The sequence below is a fragment of the Streptomyces sp. NBC_01723 genome, from assembly GCF_036246005.1.
In the GTDB taxonomy this organism is placed as follows: domain Bacteria; phylum Actinomycetota; class Actinomycetes; order Streptomycetales; family Streptomycetaceae; genus Streptomyces.
This window is the reverse complement of the sequence record NZ_CP109171.1, coordinates 6,486,682-6,503,300: the sequence shown is the minus strand read 5'-3', so window position 1 is coordinate 6,503,300 and position 16,619 is coordinate 6,486,682. Positions and strand designations below refer to the sequence as shown.

The 16,619-nt window shown below is 74.0% G+C and carries 17 protein-coding genes and 1 pseudogene; 13 read left to right on the top strand and 5 right to left on the bottom strand.

Annotated features, from left to right (window positions below; genetic code table 11):
- Positions 1-58 precede the first annotated feature (58 nt).
- From OIE75_RS30565 to OIE75_RS30550, 4 genes are all read left to right on the top strand, one after another.
- Entirely contained in the window at positions 59-1,441 is a 1,383-nt protein-coding gene (locus OIE75_RS30565) for a PhoX family protein (RefSeq protein WP_329472866.1), read from the top strand.
- Between the two features lie 77 nt (positions 1,442-1,518).
- Complete coding sequence (locus OIE75_RS30560; RefSeq protein ID WP_329472865.1) at positions 1,519-2,370, top strand: polysaccharide deacetylase family protein; 852 nt, start codon at positions 1,519-1,521, stop codon at positions 2,368-2,370.
- 18 nt (positions 2,371-2,388) lie between these two features.
- A complete protein-coding gene (locus OIE75_RS30555; protein WP_307015691.1) occupies positions 2,389-2,601 on the top strand; it encodes a hypothetical protein in 213 nt (70 codons plus the stop codon).
- A 28-nt stretch (positions 2,602-2,629) separates the two neighbouring features.
- Positions 2,630-3,367 carry a peptidyl-tRNA hydrolase gene (locus OIE75_RS30550; RefSeq protein WP_307015689.1) on the top strand — a complete coding sequence of 246 codons (738 nt, stop codon included), beginning with the start codon at positions 2,630-2,632 and terminating at the stop codon, positions 3,365-3,367.
- Here OIE75_RS30550 and OIE75_RS30545 read toward each other — a convergent pair.
- Both OIE75_RS30545 and OIE75_RS30540 read right to left on the bottom strand, forming a co-directional pair.
- Entirely contained in the window at positions 3,351-3,731 is a 381-nt protein-coding gene (locus OIE75_RS30545; protein WP_329472864.1) for a hypothetical protein, read from the bottom strand. The two genes, OIE75_RS30550 and OIE75_RS30545, sit on opposite strands and share 17 nt — an antisense overlap.
- Positions 3,728-4,801, bottom strand: a complete 1,074-nt coding sequence (locus OIE75_RS30540) for a helix-turn-helix domain-containing protein (RefSeq protein WP_329472863.1) — start codon at positions 4,799-4,801, stop codon at positions 3,728-3,730. Before OIE75_RS30540 ends, OIE75_RS30545 begins: the two co-directional genes overlap by 4 nt.
- Positions 4,802-4,979: 178 nt before the next feature.
- Here OIE75_RS30540 and OIE75_RS30535 point away from each other — a divergent pair, with 178 nt between their 5' ends.
- From OIE75_RS30535 to OIE75_RS30525, 3 genes and pseudogenes are all read left to right on the top strand, one after another.
- Complete coding sequence (locus OIE75_RS30535) at positions 4,980-5,783, top strand: alpha/beta fold hydrolase (protein ID WP_329472862.1); 804 nt, start codon at positions 4,980-4,982, stop codon at positions 5,781-5,783.
- Positions 5,784-5,795: 12 nt separating this feature from the next.
- Positions 5,796-6,368, top strand: a complete 573-nt coding sequence (locus tag OIE75_RS30530) for a GNAT family N-acetyltransferase (RefSeq protein ID WP_329472861.1) — start codon at positions 5,796-5,798, stop codon at positions 6,366-6,368.
- Positions 6,369-6,420: 52 nt separating this feature from the next.
- Positions 6,421-6,570, top strand: a pseudogene (locus OIE75_RS30525) (IS5/IS1182 family transposase); the annotation flags it as partial.
- Positions 6,571-6,580: 10 nt separating this feature from the next.
- Here OIE75_RS30525 and OIE75_RS30520 read toward each other — a convergent pair.
- Positions 6,581-7,045 carry a peptidoglycan-binding protein gene (locus OIE75_RS30520; RefSeq protein WP_329472860.1) on the bottom strand — a complete coding sequence of 155 codons (465 nt, stop codon included), beginning with the start codon at positions 7,043-7,045 and terminating at the stop codon, positions 6,581-6,583.
- Between the two features lie 313 nt (positions 7,046-7,358).
- Between OIE75_RS30520 and OIE75_RS30515 the strand changes: the two genes are divergently transcribed.
- The 5 genes from OIE75_RS30515 to OIE75_RS30495 all read left to right on the top strand — a co-directional run bounded on the left by OIE75_RS30515 (position 7,359) and on the right by OIE75_RS30495 (position 13,266).
- Complete coding sequence (locus OIE75_RS30515; protein WP_329472859.1) at positions 7,359-8,156, top strand: peptidoglycan-binding protein; 798 nt, start codon at positions 7,359-7,361, stop codon at positions 8,154-8,156.
- Positions 8,153-9,022, top strand: coding sequence for a helix-turn-helix domain-containing protein (locus tag OIE75_RS30510; protein WP_329472858.1), 870 nt, complete (start codon positions 8,153-8,155; stop codon positions 9,020-9,022). The genes OIE75_RS30515 and OIE75_RS30510 overlap by 4 nt, the downstream gene beginning before the upstream one ends.
- A 269-nt stretch (positions 9,023-9,291) precedes the next feature.
- Positions 9,292-10,617: a DUF692 domain-containing protein gene (locus OIE75_RS30505; RefSeq protein ID WP_329472857.1), complete on the top strand. Its 1,326-nt coding sequence runs from the start codon at positions 9,292-9,294 to the stop codon at positions 10,615-10,617.
- A 117-nt stretch (positions 10,618-10,734) separates the two neighbouring features.
- Positions 10,735-11,532: a TIGR04222 domain-containing membrane protein gene (locus OIE75_RS30500; RefSeq protein ID WP_307015677.1), complete on the top strand. Its 798-nt coding sequence runs from the start codon at positions 10,735-10,737 to the stop codon at positions 11,530-11,532.
- A 138-nt stretch (positions 11,533-11,670) separates the two neighbouring features.
- Entirely contained in the window at positions 11,671-13,266 is a 1,596-nt protein-coding gene (locus OIE75_RS30495; protein ID WP_329472856.1) for an alpha/beta hydrolase, read from the top strand.
- Here OIE75_RS30495 and hemQ read toward each other — a convergent pair whose 3' ends face one another.
- Both hemQ and hemG read right to left on the bottom strand, forming a co-directional pair.
- Positions 13,267-13,998, bottom strand: coding sequence for a hydrogen peroxide-dependent heme synthase (gene hemQ, locus OIE75_RS30490; RefSeq protein ID WP_122618324.1), 732 nt, complete (start codon positions 13,996-13,998; stop codon positions 13,267-13,269).
- A 4-nt stretch (positions 13,999-14,002) separates the two neighbouring features.
- On the bottom strand, positions 14,003-15,481 hold the full coding sequence (hemG, locus tag OIE75_RS30485) for a protoporphyrinogen oxidase (protein WP_329472855.1): 1,479 nt from the start codon (positions 15,479-15,481) through the stop codon (positions 14,003-14,005).
- 166 nt (positions 15,482-15,647) lie between these two features.
- On the opposite strand from hemG, the gene OIE75_RS30480 reads away from it, so the two are divergent.
- Complete coding sequence (locus OIE75_RS30480) at positions 15,648-16,607, top strand: DUF4349 domain-containing protein (RefSeq protein ID WP_329472854.1); 960 nt, start codon at positions 15,648-15,650, stop codon at positions 16,605-16,607.
- Positions 16,608-16,619 lie beyond the last annotated feature (12 nt).

Genomic DNA, 16,619 nt, shown 5'->3' with positions numbered 1-16,619 from the left:
GGCAGGTGATAGACACGGCGGGGTCACAATCCTGTCCGCCAGCAGGAAGGTTTCCCCCATGACCATGTCCAGCAACGAGGCGACCCGACGTCAGGTACTCGCCCGCACGGGAGCCCTGGGCGCAGGCATCGCCTTCACCGGGGCCCTCTCCGAACTCTTCGCCGGCACCGCCGCGGCCCAGACCCTGGGCCACACCGGCTACGGCCCCCTGGTGCCCGACCCCGACGCCCTGCTCGACCTGCCCAGGGGCTTCCGCTACCGGGTACTGTCCCGCGAGGGCGACCGGCTGCGCTCCGGCGAGGGCCCGGTGCCCTCCAACCACGACGGCATGGCCGCCTTCCCGGGCCGGCACGGCGGGGTCCACCTGGTCCGCAACCACGAGAACCGCGAGGACGGCCGCGTCCCGGTCCCGACGGTCAAGGGCCTGACCTACGACCCCGAGGGCAAGGGCGGCTGTACGGCGCTGGCGCTGGACTCCCGCAACCGCGTGCTGTCCGAGCGGGTCGCGATCGCCGGTACGGCCGTCAACTGCGCGGGCGGGCCCACGCCCTGGCACACCTGGCTGACCTGCGAGGAGACCGAGGACAAGGCCGGCACCAACGGCTACACGAAGGACCACGGCTTCATCTTCGAGGTCGACCCGGTCGACCCGCACCGCACCGGCGCGGTACCGCTGACCGCGATGGGCCGCTTCCAGCACGAGGCGATCGCCGTGGACCCGCGGCGCGGCGTCGTGTACGAGACGGAGGACGCGTTCGAGCGGCCGTTCGGACTGTTCTACCGGTTCCTGCCCGAGAAGCCGCTCGGCGGCCGGGGTTCACTGCGGGCGGGCGGCAGGCTCCAGGCGATGCGGGTGCCCGGCGTGCCCGACCTGTCCTCGATCCAGGAGACGGGCGCCGAATTCGACGGCATCGAGTGGGTGGACGTACCCGACCCGCTGGCCACCGGGACGCCGATCCGCTTCCAGGACTTCGGCCGGGGCGGCATCACCCACGCGCAGAAGCTGGAGGGCTGCTACTGGGGCGGGCGGTGCGTGTACTTCGTGTCGTCCTTCGCCCACAGCGACGAGGGCTCGGCCGCCGACCACTACGGGCAGATCTGGCGCTACGACCCCGAACGGCGCCGCCTGACCCTGGTGATCGTCTTCGGTCCGGACACCGACGTGCAGCTGCCGGGCGAGTCCCCGGACAACATCTGCCTGGCTCCCAGCGGCGGCCTGATGGTCTGCGAGGACGGCGGGGGCGCCCAGCACGTGTTCGGGGTGACCCGGCGCGGCGAGGTGTACGCGATGGCCCGGGGCGCCCAGAACATCGGGACGCCCGAGGCGCCGGAGTGGGGCGAGTTCGCGGGGGTCACCTTCTCCCCCGACGGCGACACGATGTACGTCAACTGCTACACACCCGGCACCACCTTCGCGGTCACGGGTCCCTGGCGCGGGTAGGCCCGGGAGGGTGAGCCTCGGGGCACGTCACGCCCCATAGTCGTACAAACCGAAGAACACACTCATACGTTCGTACGGTGATCACTCTCGTACGTCGTGCCACCGCCCTCTGCGTGCTGGGCGCCGCCCTCGCCGCCTGCGGAACCTCCGAGTCCCCGCGGGCGCCCCGACCGGCGCCCAGCGCGCCCTCCACCGCCCCGTCGAAACCCTCCCGGCCACCGACGCTCGCGCCCGGCCCGGCCGGTCTGACCCCCGTCTTCGAACACGGCTCGCGCACCGCCGGCAAGACGGTCGCGCTCACCTTCGACGCCGACATGACCGCCGACCAGGGGCCCCGGGCGGCGTCGGGTGAGCGTTTCGACAATCCCGGGCTGATCGCGACGCTGCGGCGGCTGAAGGTGCCGGCCACGGTGTTCATGACCGGCCGGTGGGCCGAGGAGTACCCGGACGCGGCCCGGTCCATCGGCCGGGACCCGCGGTTCGAGATCGCCAACCACTCCTACAGCCACTACGCCTACACCGACGACTGCTACGGACTGCCGACCGTGGCCCGGGACCGGATGCGCTCGGACCTGGAGCGGGCGTACACGTCGTTCCGGAAGGCCGGGGTCCGGGACGCGATGCCCTACTTCCGCTTTCCCGGCGGCTGCTACGACGAGGCGGCCCGCAGGGAGCTGACCGCCGCCGGTGTCACCGCCGTGCAGTGGGACGTGGTGAGCGGGGACGCCTTCGCGACCGACGCCGACGCGGTGGCCCGGCAGGTGCTGGACGGGGTGCGGCCGGGGTCGGTGGTCGTCATGCACTGCACACGCAGCGCCGCCCCGGTGACCGAGCGGGCGGTCCGGACGATCGTGCCCGAACTGCGCGAGAGGGGCTACCGCTTCGTGAAGGTCTCGGAGCTGATCGGCACCGCGCACGGCCGCGCCTGACGGGCCTACGCTGGAGAGATGAACAGCGACGACGACCAGGGTCCGGACGAACGGGGTCCGAACGACTACTGCCTCATCGACGCCACCCGGCCGCCCAAGGCCGACGGGCCGCCGTACGCGGAGTGCGTGCTGTGCCGGGAACCGACGGAGTACCCGGAGTCGTACAAGGGCATCACATACTGCCCGGTCTGCGAGTGGCAGGAGGCGCAGCGCACGGCCTGCTCGGGCTGACCGGCACGCGGATTGGCAGACTGGGGGCGTGAGCAACGAAGCGACGACGCCCGTCCCCGACAGCCCCTTCCGTCCCGAACCCGGCGACCGCGATCTCGCGCCGCAGTTCGTCCTGCCGCTGGTGGTGCGCATCGAGCGGGTGGCGCCGCCGGCCCGTACCGACGCGCTGGAGACCGCGGCCCGGGCGGTGCTGGTGATGCTCGGCGACGAGCGGTCGGCCGGCGACGGCGAGTGGGCGCAGGCGGTGCGGGACTGGCAGGACGCGCGCATCCGCAAGGTGGTGCGCCGGGCCCGCGGCGCCGAGTGGCGGCGGGCCGAGGCGCTGCCCGGCATCACGGTCGCCGGCGGGTCGGCGGAGGTCCGGGTCTTTCCCCCGGTCCCGCTGGACGGCTGGCCGAAGGACCTGGCCCGTCTCCAGGTCTCCGGCACCGACCTCGAGGATCCGGAGCCGCCGGTCGAGGCCGACCTCTCGGCGCCGGTGCTCTGGATGAACCCGGACCTGGACATGTCGGCGGGCAAGGCCATGGCCCAGGCGGGCCACGGCGCCCAGCTCGCCTGGTGGGAGCTGGACGCCGGGGCGCGGGCGGCGTGGCGGGCGGCGGGCTACCCGCTGGCCGTGCGCACGCCGGATCCCGCCCGCTGGAGCGGCCTGACCACGAGTGGCCTGCCGGTGGTCCGCGACGCCGGGTTCACGGAGATCGCGCCGGGCTCGTGCACGGTGGTCGCGGACCACCCGGCGCTGCCTGGTGCTACGACTCGATCTTGATCGAGTTGATGGGCGTGAGGTTGCGGTTCCAGGCCCAGTCCGGGGGAATGCGGTCGCCGCAGCCCGTACCGTTGCCGCCCGTGCACAGCCGCACGGTCCAGCCGTCGGTCTGGTTGTTGTAGACCCAGTGGTCTCCGAACTGGTCGTAGAGCTTGTGCACCCCCCGGGAGTAGTAGAAGTGGGTCGGCTTGCTGTCCTTCCAGTACTCGCCCTGCGGGTAGATGCAGACGGCCCCGACCGGACATCCGTACTGGGAGTCCGCGACCGGTGCCGCGGACGCCGCCCCCGTGCCGGCGCCCAGCAGCCCGGCCGTGAGGGCGACGGACGCGGCGCCGCCGGCGAGTGCGCGGTGGAAGAGCTTCATGGGATTCCCTCCGTTGCGGTTTCCTGCACCGGCAGGTTCCTGGCGCGGGTGCCGTTCGCGCACCACTGTTCGGACCCAGCCAAATCGTCGCCGAGCAGCCGCAGACCCAGGGCGGTCACCGAGTGCAGGACGTACTTGCCGGCCCGGCGCGTCGTGAGCAGGCCCGCCTCCCGCAGCACCGCCAGCTGCTGGCTGCCGCTGGGCAGCGAGATGCCGACCGCCGCCGCCAGCTCGGACGTCGTCCCGCACGCGCGTCCGGCCGCCTCGTGGAGCAGCGCGGCCCGGGTGGGGCCCACCAGGGCGGTGAGCGCGGCGAACCCGGTGAGCGGCGCCGGGACGACCGTCTTGTCCGCCGGGTAGACCAGCACGGGGCTCTGGTCCGCGTCGACCAGGGTGATCGGCCGCCGCCAGCAGAAGTACGAGGGCACGAGCAGCAGCCCACGCCCCTCCAGGTGCAGGTCGCGCCGGACCGGATAGTCCACTTCGAGCACCGGTGGCCGCCACACCGCCACCGGCCGGAAGGTGGCCAGCAGGGCGGCCGTCCCGCCGGTCACCAGGGCGCGGGTGCGCCAGGCGAGGTCGGCGCCCACGGCCGACCCGATCCGGTCGCGCACGGGTTCGAGCAACGCCTCGTCGTAGGCGCGCAGGCCGCCGCCCAGCTCTCCGAGCGCCGTCACGTCGCCCCGGGCCAGTGCCGCCGCGCCCGGGACCGGCCGCGCGCCGGACGCGGCCAGCAGGGCCAGCTCGTGCCGGAGGCGGCCGCGCGGGGTGGCGAGCACCCGTTCGACGCCGTCCCGCAGGGTCACGTGGTGGCCCTCTACGGGCGGGGTGAGGAAGTCCGGGAAGTACGCGCCGAACGGCACCAGGCCACGCAGCGCCAGCGCGGCCCGGCGGGCCGTGCCGTCGCGCAGCAGCCGGGCCCTGACCTGCCGCCGCCACGGGTCGAAGGCGAGCGCGCCCTCCCGTGTCTGGAGGCGGCAGACGCTGCACACGATCTCCCACAGCGGATCGGGGCCGCGCGCCAGTCTGATGTTCTCCAGGTCCTGTCCGGTGAAGTGGATCCGCAGCAAGGTGTTCCCCCGTTCCCCCGACGGGCGCCGAACTCGTCCACGGCCAGCGTGGGCCGCCCGCATACGCAAACGGTTGACGCCCGCTGAACGGCGGCCACGCCGGTGCGCGTGCGATGAGTTCCGCGAGGCGGGACGGTCTGCCCAGGAGACGCACCTCCCAGAAACGGACGTGATCACCGTGCCGAACAGTTCCGCCCACGCCGACCTCGACGGCCTGGAGATGTACTACGAGATCCACGGCACCGGCCGGGACGGCACCCGGCGTCCGCTGGTCCTGCTGCACGGCGGTGTCCTCACCGTCGGACTGAGCTTCGGCGCCCTGCTGCCCGCGCTCGCCGCCGGCCGGCACATCGTGGCCCCCGAGTTGCAGGGGCACGGCCACACCGCCGACATCGAGCGCGCCATCACCGTGCCCAACCTGGCGGGTGACGTGGTCGCCCTGCTCGACGCGCTCGGCATCGAGCGGGCCGACCTGCTCGGGTTCAGCCTGGGCGGGCTGACCGCGCTGGAGGTCGCCGTCAGGCACCCCGCGCGGGTGGGACGACTCGTGCTCGCCGCCACGCAGTACACCCAGGGCGGCTACCGCGAGGAGGTCCGCACCCCCGACTACGACTCACCGCTGCTGCCCAGCGAGGCCGACTTCCAGGAGATGGCCGACGCCTACGCGGCCGCCGCTCCGCACCCCGAGCACTTCCAGGACTTCGTCGACAAGTGCTCGCAGGCCGCCCACGGCCCGCTGCCCTGGAGCGCCGACGACCTGCGCGGGCTGACGGCACCCACGCTGCTGGTCGTCGGGGACCGCGACTTCGTGCGCGTGGAGCACGCCGCCGAGATGCGGGAGCTGATCCCCGACGCGCGCCTCGCCGTCCTCCCCGACACCACCCACATGACGCTGATGCGGCGCACGGCCCTGCTCGTGCCGCTCCTGGAGGAGTTCCTGGGCACCGGGCGGGCGCCGGAGGCGTCGTCCCGTGCGGCGTGACATCGTGATGGCATGAGCATCGACGTACGCCCGGCCTCGGTCTTCGAGGACGTGCGCGCGGTGCTCGGCCCCAAGTCGCCCGGAGCCAACGTCTGCTGGTGCCTGAGCTACCGCGTCCCCTCCAAGGTCAACAAGGAGCTGCGCGGCCCGGCCCGCGGCGCGTACGTCGCCGAGCTGTGCCGGACGGCCCCGCCTCCCGGGGTGCTCGCCCACGACGGGGACGAGCCGGTCGGCTGGGCCGCCGTGGCGCCGCGCGCGGACACCTCCTTCGCCCGCAACCGCAAGATCCCGCACGTGGACGACCTGCCGGTCTGGTCGTTGTGGTGTGTCCGCGTGCGGCCCGGTCACCGGAAGCGGGGGATCTCGCACGCCCTGATCGCCGGGGCCGTGGAATTCGCCCGCTCGCAGGGTGCTCCCGCGATCGAGGCGTACCCGCTGGACAACGGGGACGCCCGGGTCGACCTGACGATGGCGTACGCCGGGCTCCGGCGGAACTTCGAGCGTGCCGGGTTCGTCCACGCCGCCGACACCACCTCCGTGCCGGCCGGACACCCGCGCGTCCTGATGCGGCTCGACCTGCGCTGAGCGTCCGAGATCAACCACGAAACGGACGAGATCTCACCTTCCACACCCCTCAGAGCGCGACACCGTGGAACGGTGCATCGACCGGCTGCGGAACTGGCGCGGTATCGCCACCCGGTACGACAAGGCCCCGGAAAGCTACGAGGCCGGACTGCACCTGTGTGGTGCGATGCTCCGGCTCCGCGGCATCGCACCACACTCATGATGCGAACTACCTAGCAGAACTGCTTCGCGGTCGCCTGACCGAACCTGGCGAACGCCGCACGCGTTCCCTCGCCGGCGATACCGTCGATCTTGCCGGTGTACCCCCAGTTGCCGTGCTTGAGGAAGTACTGGAGCCCCTTGATCGTGGCCGGGCCGACGATGCCGTCTGTCACGAGGTTCCGGCCCCAACTCCTGTTGAGGAACTCCTGCATCGCCTCCCAGCTCTTCGGGCCGAGGTACCCGTCCTCGTCAAGGTTGACGGTGGGCGAGGTGTTCAGGAAGCACTGGACGCCGGTGGCCTGGTTCTTGGTGAGGCCGAGGTTGTTGTACGCGGCCACCGCCGCGGGCGAGGCCGCGACCGCCGACCTCGGGGCGGGTGAGGTGTCCGCCATGGCCGTGCCCGCGGTGGCGAGGCTGCCGGCGGCGATACCGACCGCGGCGGTGACTCCGACCAGTGTCTTGGTGAGTGCTCGCATGCTGTGCTCCTCGATATGACGTGCGCTTGAAGAAGCCGACCGCGGCGGCCGGCTCCGCGACGAGACTGCGGGTTCGGCGGGATGCTCGTCCACAGGTGACGCGGAGGTGGCCCCGTCCCGAGACGTCCCGCTCCATGACCTGCGCAGATGCCGACCGCCGTGTCCCTGTGACGGGACTTCGACGGCAGGGGCACGGCCGGGTGCGCGCCCGGGGCGGGGTCGGCGGCAGGGCGGTTCCCCGGACGGCTGGTGCAGAATGAGACCGGGACACGGGGGGCCGGTCCTGCGGTCCGGAACGCGAGTGGGGGGAAGCGTGTCGCGCTGGAAGGCACTGCCCGCAGAACTGCATCCGCACGTTCACCAGCTGATCGTGCGCCTGCGCAGGCTGAAGGACCACAGCGAACTGAGCACGCGGCAACTGGCCGTGAAGACCGGATACAGCGCGAGGTCGTGGCAGCGCTATCTGAACGGCAGGTCCCTGCCGCCCCTGGAAGCCGTCGAGGCGATAGCCCGCATCGGCCGTGACGATCCGGCCCGGCTGCTGGTGATGCACGAGATCGCCGCCCAACGCTGGGCGGAGGGGCGGACGGCCGGCACGGCAACCCCCGAGGACTCCTCCGCGACACCGGACCACACCCCCACCGAACGGCAGCCCTACGGACGCCTTCTGCGCGTGGCGGCCGCGGCGGGAGCCGTGGTCACGGTGCTGTCCGTCTCCGTGGCCCTCCTGCTGGCCGTTCGGCTCACCGAGGCCCGCGCCCAGCTCGCGCACGACCGCGCCGACGCCGAGGTGACGGCCCCGGCCACCGTGTCGGAGTCCTTGGTGCCGGTCATCTACACCTGTCGGCTGGAGCGGCGTGGCGCCCGCTGGTACGCGGGCCTGAGCAGCACCACGGACATCCTCCTGTCCAACACCCAGGTGGGGCTCGAAGTGGCCGAGGCCCAGTGCCTGCTGCGCCGCGCGGGTACCGCGCCGGGAGACATCGACGGCATCTTCGGCCCGAAGACGCGGCGAGCGGTCGAACGCATGCAGAAGCGGAACGGACTGATCGTGAACGGAGTCGTCGACCCGCCGACCTGGCAGGCACTACGCAAGGCGGCGCCCGAGTGAGCACGGAACACACCCGGCTGGTAGCGGCGTTGCGGGAACTGCGGGCCCGCGCGGGCCTGAGCCTGGCGGCGCTGGCGGAGCGCACGCCGTACAGCAAGTCCTCCTGGGAGCGCTACCTCAACGGCAAGAGCCTGCCTCCCCGACAGGCCGTACGGGAACTGTGCAGGCTCGCGGACGAACCAGACGGGCGGCTGCTCGTGCTCCGTGAGATCGCCGAGTCGCACTGGAGCGGACGCGCGGTGGCCACCGCACCCGCCGCTTCCCCGGACGAGTCGACGCGGCCGCGTCCCCAGGAGCTGCCACCGCCCGACGGGACCCGGCGGCGGCGACTTCGCCGAAGCAGGCTCCTGGTGGTGCTGGCGGCGGCCTACACCGTGGTCGTGGGCGGTGTCGCGGCCCTGCTGTTCCTCCTGTTGCCGGACTCGGAGGCGCGGGAGGCCGAGTCGCTGCCGGCCTCCGTGCCGTTCTCCTTCGCTCCCCTGTGCCGGGGAGCGGCCTGCGAGGGCCAGGACCCGATGCGCCTGATCTGCGGGGTCGGCCCCGACACCCTCGCCTCGTACCGCACGGCCACCGGCGCCCACGTCGAACTGCGCCACAGTGAGAAGTGCGGTGCGAGCTGGGCCCGGACCTGGGCGACCGAGATCGGCGACCGGGTGGACGTCACGGCGGGCGGCCCGACCCACGGCGTGCGCATCAGGAACAAGGACGACGCGGCGACCTTCGTCTACACCGAGATGACCGAGGTGCACCCCGGTAGCACCGTACGGGCCTGCTTCCGGCCCGCGTCGGCCGACGGCGAACGGGAGTGCTTCGAGGCCCGCGTGGGCGCGGCCACCACAACGGCCGACCCATCCTCACCTCAGTAACGTCGGTCCTCCGGACGCCTCGATGTGTCTCGGCGCGGTCATCCCGCAGACAGGAGCAGCCGAGGCACACGCGGGTGCAGCAGCCACTGTCCGTCGCCGTCCACACGAAACGTGAACGTCTCCGGGCCCCGGCCGACGCGGGCCGACCAACGCGCGCCCAGAGCTCACATTCCACACCCTCAAATCTTGCTCTGAAGACGCCCCCGCGCGGTTGGCGGCGGGACGGGTGGGCCATACCCCCGTCATACCGACGGGGAGGAGGTACGACCATGCGACGACTGGGAACCGGCATCGGGTGGCGTCCGGAGATCGCGGACGCCGTGGAGCGGATGCCCGGCATCGACTGGGTCGAGGCCGTGTCCGAGAACCTCTGTCCCGGGCATCTGCCGGAATCGCTGCTGCGGCTGCGCGAGCGCGGGGTGACCGTCGTGCCGCACGGTGTCTCGCTCGGTCTGGGCGGCGCCGAACGGCCGGACGCGGGGCGGCTGGCGGCGCTGGCCGGCCGCGCGGAGGCGCTCGGATCGCCGCTGGTCACCGAGCACATCGCGTTCGTCCGCGCGGGCGGCGCGCTGACCGCCTCCCCGCACCTGGAGGCCGGGCACCTGCTGCCCGTACCGCGCACCCGCGACGCGCTCGACGTGCTGTGCGAGAACGTGCGCATCGCACAGGACGCGCTGCCCGTGCCGCTCGCCGTGGAGAACATCGCCGCGCTCGTCGCCTGGCCGGACGAGGAGCTGACGGAGGGGCAGTTCCTGTACGAGCTGGCCGACCGGACCGGGGCGCGGCTGCTGATCGACGTGGCGAACCTGCACACCAACCACGTGAACATCGGGGCGGACCCGGCCGAGGCGCTCGGCGAACTGCCCCTGGAGGCCATCGCCTACGTCCATGTCGCGGGCGGCTTCGAACGGGACGGCGTCTGGCACGACAGCCACGCCCACCCCGTCCCGCGGCCCGTGCTCGACATCCTCACCGACCTCGCCTCGCGGGTGGCACCGCCGGGCGTCCTGCTGGAGCGGGACGAGAACTTTCCCGGCGCGGGCGAGCTGGCGGCGGAGGTCGCGGCGATCCGCGACGCCGTCGCGCGGGGGCGGGCGGAGAGCGGGGAGCCCGCCGGTCGGGAGGCGTCCGTGGCACGAGCGGCCCCGCCCGAGGCGAACGCGGCGGACCACGCCGTACGGCAGCGGCTCGGCCTGGCGCAGGCCGCGCTGCTGTCCGCGCTGGTCGCGGGGGCGCCGGCGCCCGAGGGGTTCGACCGGGTGCGACTGGGCGTGCAGGCGCGGGCGCTCGCCGGGAAGCGGGCGGACGTGGTCGCGAAGGTGGCGCCCGAACTGCCGGTGATCCTCGGCCCGGCGTACCGGCCGGCGTTCCTCGCCTACGCGCGGGGGTGCCCGATGGGCGCGGGCTACCGGCGGGACGCCCTCGACTTCGCCGAGCGGCTGCTGAGCGCGGACGCGGGGCCCGCGGCGGAGGACGCCGGTGTGCGGCGGGAGTTGCGGGAGTGGTGGCTGGAGCGCTCGGGGCCGGTGCCGCGGTCGAGGCGGCCGGGGGTGCGGTGGGCGCGTGCGACCAGGCGGGTCCTGCTGCGTCGCTGACCCGGTCACGGCCGGTCCGGGACATCACCAAACGGAACGTCACATACTCACAACACTGCGTCCCGAAATGTGAACAGGCCATGGCGCCGGCGAAAGCCTTTGGCATAGAAGTACGGCATGTTCTGGGTCCTTTTCCTCCTGTCGGCCTGGGCCGTCGCCGGCCTCGCGTGTCTGCGGCTGTGTCTGGCCGCCGTGCGCGCGGCGGCCGTCGCCCCGCGCACCCCCGCGCGGGAGCACGCGCTGACGCTGTACGAGGCGGCGTTCCTGTCCGGCGGACCGCGGCGGGTGGCCGACCTGACGCTGGTCTCGATGGCCCGCCAGCGCCGGCTGCTGCTCGCGCACACCGGCTGGGCGACGGTCGTGGACCCGTGCGGACGCGACGACATGGAGCGGTCGGTCATCGGGGCGATAGGGCCCGAGGGGCAGTCCCGGATAGCCCCGGTCCGGGCCACCGCCGCCACGGCCGACCCGGTACGGGGCCTGGCCGACCGGCTGGTCGGCGCCGGTCTCGCCGTACCGGACGGCGGCTCCGACGGCGTCGCGGCCGGGGTGCGGCGGGTACGGGTCGCGGCGGTGGCCGTGTGCGCGCTGGCCGTCGCCGCGCTGGCGCTGCCCCTGCCCGCGCACGAGCCGCGCACGCTGATCGCGCTGTGGTTCGCCCTGCCGCTCGCCCTGACCCTGGGGTGCCTCGCCATCACGCGGATGGAGATCCACCCGTACTCCCGCTGGGCCTCCCCCGCCGGGCAGCGGCTGATCGGCACCCTCGTCCAGCACGCCGACGGCACCGCCGACGAGCGCACCTACCTCACCTCCGTCGCCGTGCGCGGCGTGCACGCGATCGGCGAGCCGGACCTGCGCGCGGCCTTCGCCCACCGCGAGGCGTACACCGAGGGGTACCGCGGGCGCCGGTTCTGACCGGCCGCCGCCGACACGCCGACGCGCCGGGGGCGTACGGAGGCACTCGGCGCCGACACCCGCGGGCGGTGCTTGCCCTGCCCGGCGGGCGAACCAAACATCCCTTGTGACACCCCCGTGCCACCGAAGGGATACGCGATGCGAGCTGCCGCCCTCTACTCGGCCGCCGGGTCCTTGCTGCTGACCACCCTCGCCACCACCGCTCCGGCCCAGGCGGCCCCGCCCGCCCACGGCCTGGCCGAGGCGCGCGGCACCGCCGTGGCCGCCGAGCGGGCGGCGGCGGCCGGTATCGCGTTCGGCAACTGCCCGAAGGCGGAGGACCTGCCGGGCAGCATGCGCTGCGGCACGGTCGGGGTGCCCCTGGACTACGCGCACCCCGACGGGAAGCAGCTCCGGCTCACCGTCAGCCGGGTGCGGGCCACCCACAAGGACCCGCGGAACCCCAAGCGCAAGGTGCCCGGGCAGGGCGCCCTCCTCTACAACCCGGGGGGTCCCGGCGGCTCGGGCCTGCACTTCCCGCTGGTCGGCCTGGTGCCCGAGTGGAAGCGGATCGCGGGCGCCTACGACCTGGTCGGATACGCGCCGCGCGGGGTCGCGCCCTCCGCGCCGCTGTCCTGCCAGGACCCCGGCGACTTCTTCAAGGGCCCGCGCCCGGCCCCGGCACAGCCCTCGGACGCGTACAAGAAGGAGCGCGCCGCCGAGGCCGAGGCGTACGCACGGGGCTGCGCCGAACGCGCCGGGGAGTCGCTGCGGCACTACCACTCGCTCAACAACGCCCGTGACCTGGAGGTGGTGCGGGCCGCGCTGGGCGAGGACCGGCTGTCCTTCATGGGCGCGTCGTACGGCACCTACCTCGGGGCGCTGTACGCCGAGCTGTTCCCGGCCCGGGTGCGGCGGATGGTGTTCGACTCGGTGGTGAATCCGGACCCCGCGCTGGTCTGGTACCGCAACAACCTGGAGCAGTCGGAGGCGTTCGAGGACCGCTGGGGCGACTTCAAGGAGTGGATTGCCGGGCACGACGCCGTGTACGGCCTCGGGGACACACCGAGGCAGGTGCAGAACAGCTACGAGGAGGCGAGCGAGCGGCTCGCGGCGGAGCCGGCCGGCGGGACGGTGGGGCCCGCCCAGTTGCAGGGGGCGTTCCTGCGGGCCGGGTACTACGACGACTACTGGCCGCACCGCGCCGAGGCGCTGTCGGCGTACCTGAAGGGCGATCCGCAGCCGCTGATCGACCAGGCGGGGACGCGGACCGCGAAGGGCGCGAAGGGGGCGGAGAACTCCAACGCCGTGTACACGGCCGTCGAGTGCAACGACGCGCCCTGGCCGACCGACTTCGAGGTCTGGGACCGGGACAACACACGGCTGGCGCGCCGGGCGCCCTTCGAGACCTGGGACAACGTGTGGACCAACCTGCCGTGCGCCTACTGGCGGGTGCCCCGGCAGCGGCCCCTCGACGTGCGCACCGTGCCCGGTGAGCTGCCGCCGACGCTGATCCTGGCCGCCGAGCGGGACGCGGCCACCCCCTACGAGGGCGCGCTGGAACTGCGGCGGCGGCTGTCGGGCTCGGTCCTGGTGACCGAGCGGGACGCGGGCACGCACGGCATCGCCGGGGGACCGAACGCCTGCGTCAACGGCCACCTGGAGGCGTACCTGCTGGAGGGCCGGCTCCCGGCGCGGAACACCTCGTGCGCCCCGCGCCCGGAACCGGAACCGGAACCGAGCCCGGCGCCCTGATCAGGCCAGCCCGGCCACCAGCTCCGCGACGTCCTTGCGGCGCCCGGTGTAGAAGGGGACCTCCTCGCGGACGTGCATGCGGGCCTCGGAGGCGCGCAGGTGGCGCATGAGGTCGACGATGCGGTGCAGTTCGTCGGCCTCGAAGGCGAGGATCCACTCGTAGTCGCCGAGCGAGAAGGAGGCGACCGTGTTGGCGCGCACGTCCGGGTAGCCGCGGGCCATCTTGCCGTGGTCGGCGAGCATGCGGCGGCGGTCCTCGTCGGGCAGCAGGTACCAGTCGTAGGAGCGCACGAACGGGTAGACGCTGATGTAGTCGCGGGGCGTCTCGTCGGCCAGGAAGGCCGGGATGTGCGCACGGTTGAACTCGGCGGGGCGGTGCAGCGCCATGTTCGACCAGACCGGCTCCAGCGCGCGGCCCAGCTTCGTGCGGCGGAAGAGGTTGTACGCCTCCTGGAGCTGGTCGGCGGTCTCCGCGTGCCACCAGATCATGAGGTCGGCGTCGGCGCGCAGACCGGACAGGTCGTACGTGCCGCGGACCGTCACGTCCTTGGCGGCGAGCTGGTCGAACAGCTCCTGGACCTCGTCGGCGTACCCGGCGCGGTCCTCGGGGAGCGTGTCCTTGAGCTTGAAGACGGACCAGAGGGTGTAGCGGATGACCTCGTTGAGGTCCTTGGCCAGCTTGCCCTTGTTGGGGATCCGGCCGGCGGCAGCGGTGGAGGCGTCGTCACTCATGCCCCTATTCTCCCGCTCCGCCGTGCAGACTCTGCACCGGGTGGGCGGTCAGCTCGTCCACGCCGCGCGGGTCCCCGTGGATCTGGTCCACGGCCGCGTACGCGCTCGCGATGCTCGCCGGGATGCCGACGCCGTCGTAGGCCGCCCCGCACACCGCGAGGCCGGGGAGCCTCGCGACGTGCCCGCGGACGCGGGCCACGCGCGCGTGGTGGCCCACGGGGTACTGGGGCAGGCCGTCCTGCCAGCGGGTGACCCGGGCGGCGACGGGCTCGGCGGTCAGCCCGGTGGCCTCCCCGAGGTCGTGCCGGGAGGCGGCGACCAGGCCCGCGTCGTCGCGGCCGAGGATCTCCGTCTCGCCGTACCGCCCGACGGAGGTGCGCAGGACGACCAGGTCCGGGTCGCCGTCGGCGATCCAGCCCCACTTGCGTGAGGCGAAGGTGGACGCCTTGATGGTGTGCCCGTCGACCGGCGGCACCAGGAAGCCGCTGCCCTCGGGCAGGGCGGCGGCGTCGGAGCGGCGGTAGGCGAGGGTGATCAGGGCCATCGAGGCGTACTCCACCGCGGACAGCTCGGCGGCGGCCGCGGGCGCCTCGGCGCGCAGCAGCTCGGCGGCGGGGCGGGCGGGGAGGGCGACGACGACCGCGCCGGCGTGCAGCACCCGCTCGCCGGCGACGATCCGCCAGCCGTTCGGAGCCGTGCGGCGCAGCTCCGTCACGGGTGCCCCGGTGACGATCTCGCCGCCGCGCGCGCGGACCGACTCGGCGACGGCGAGGGGCAGGGTGCCGATGCCGCCCTCGATGCCCATGAACACCGGGCCGCGGGCCGGGGAGGTGGCCGTCCGTCCCTGGAGGGCGCGCACCGCCTCGGTGAGGGAGGTGTGGTCGCGGGCCGCCTCGAAGAGCTGGGGCACGGCGGAGCGCAGCGAGATGCGGTAGGCGTCGCCCGCGTAGACCCCGCCGAGCAGCGGCTCGACGAGGCGGTCGACGACCTCGCGGCCGAGGCGCGCGGCGACGTACTCCCCCACCGCGACGTCGTCGCCCACCTCGGTGCGCGGCAGGTCGGCGTCGCGCTCGATGCGGGCCAGGCCCTCCTCGGAGAGGACGCCGGCGAGGGCGGCGGCGGTGCCGGGGACGCCCATGACGTGGCCCTTGGGCATGGGGCGCAGCGCACCGCGGGTCCACAGGGAGGCCGACGCGGTGGCCGGCGGCTGGAGGCGGTCGGCGAGACCGGCCGCGCGGGCCAGGCCGACGGCCTCGGGGCGGCGGGCCAGCATCGACTCGGCGCCGAGGTCGACGCGGACGCCGGCGATCTCACCGGGCAGCAGCTTGCCGCCGACCCGGTCGGCGGCCTCCAGCACGGTCACCCGGGCGCCCCGCTCCAGCAGGCGGTGGGCGGCGGCCAGTCCGGCGATGCCGGCTCCGACGACGACGACATGTCCCGGGTCCCCCGGAACCCGGCCCGCGGGGGTCTCGCTTGCGCACATGTCCCCAGCGTCTCAGACCCACCGGCGGGGCCGCCGCCAGGCCGGTCACGTGTCCGGGCCCCGCGAGTCCGGACCGTGACCTGTTCGGGACCGTTTCGCGCCGGCCTCCGGGCCGCTCCCCGCGTCGTAGGAACGACAAGTCGTACCGACGATCCCGGGGGCCCCTGTGCGCACATCATCCTTCCCACGACCGCTGCCGGCGCTGGCCGCCGTCCTGCTGGCCGGGGCTCTCGCGCTGACCGGATGCAGCTCCGGGGGCGGTGACTCCGGCGCGGACAGCGCGGCCGGCGCGGCCAAGGAGGCCGCTCCCCCGGCGGCCGACGACCGGCCGGGCGCGGCGGGCGGCGACGCCTCCGGTGCCAAGGCGACCGTGCCGCCGAAGGCCGCCGCGACCCACGTCATCCGCACCGCCTCGCTGACCGTCCAGGTCGAGGACGTGCCGAAGGCCCTGGACGAGGCCCGCACCACCGTCGAGAACGCGGGCGGCTACGTGGGCGACGAGGACACCAGCCGGGACGAGGACGGCCGGGAACGCACCCGGCTGGAGCTGCGCGTGCCCGTCGACGCCTACCAGGACGTCCTCGACGGCCTGGAGGGCGCCGGGAAGCTGCTGCACCGGGGCGCGAAGGCGGAGGACGTCACCGACCAGGTCGTCGACGTGAAGAGCCGGGTCAAGTCGCAACAGGCCAGCGTGGCCCGGGTGCGGGAGCTGATGGACCGGGCGACGAAGCTGAGCGACGTGGTGACGCTGGAGGGCGAGCTGAGTGCCCGGCAGACCGAACTGGAGGCGCTGCTGGCCCAGCAGGCGTCCCTGAAGGACCGCACCAGCCTGGCCACCATCACCCTCTCCCTGTCCGAGACGCCGGCCGACGAGGCCGCCGAGGACGACGACCCCGGGTTCACGGACGCGCTGGCCGGCGGATGGGACGCCTTCGTGACGATGCTGCGCTGGCTGGCCGTGGCCCTCGGCGCGGTGCTGCCGTTCGCCCTCGTGGCGGCGCTGCTGGCGCTGGTGTGGCTGCGGGTGGTGCGGCCCAGGCTGCCGCGCCGCACGGCGGCTACGCCGGCACCTGCCGAGTCGCCGTCACCGGCGGCGCGCGCGGAGGAGCCCGGCGCGCGGGACTGAAATGCCGGGTCC

Bases quoted from the DNA above. Each gene is read 5' to 3' on its own strand.
- OIE75_RS30565 (WP_329472866.1), top strand. From the start codon at position 59: ATGACCATGTCCAGCAACGAGGCGACCCGACGTCAGGTACTCGCCCGC.
- OIE75_RS30555 (WP_307015691.1), top strand. From the start codon at position 2,389: ATGAACAGCGACGACGACCAGGGTCCGGACGAACGGGGTCCGAACGAC.
- OIE75_RS30545 (WP_329472864.1), bottom strand. From the start codon at position 3,731: ATGAAGCTCTTCCACCGCGCACTCGCCGGCGGCGCCGCGTCCGTCGCC.
- OIE75_RS30530 (WP_329472861.1), top strand. From the start codon at position 5,796: ATGAGCATCGACGTACGCCCGGCCTCGGTCTTCGAGGACGTGCGCGCG.
- OIE75_RS30520 (WP_329472860.1), bottom strand. From the start codon at position 7,045: ATGCGAGCACTCACCAAGACACTGGTCGGAGTCACCGCCGCGGTCGGT.
- OIE75_RS30505 (WP_329472857.1), top strand. From the start codon at position 9,292: ATGCGACGACTGGGAACCGGCATCGGGTGGCGTCCGGAGATCGCGGAC.
- OIE75_RS30500 (WP_307015677.1), top strand. From the start codon at position 10,735: ATGTTCTGGGTCCTTTTCCTCCTGTCGGCCTGGGCCGTCGCCGGCCTC.
- OIE75_RS30495 (WP_329472856.1), top strand. From the start codon at position 11,671: ATGCGAGCTGCCGCCCTCTACTCGGCCGCCGGGTCCTTGCTGCTGACC.
- hemQ (WP_122618324.1), bottom strand. From the start codon at position 13,998: ATGAGTGACGACGCCTCCACCGCTGCCGCCGGCCGGATCCCCAACAAG.
- hemG (WP_329472855.1), bottom strand. From the start codon at position 15,481: ATGTGCGCAAGCGAGACCCCCGCGGGCCGGGTTCCGGGGGACCCGGGA.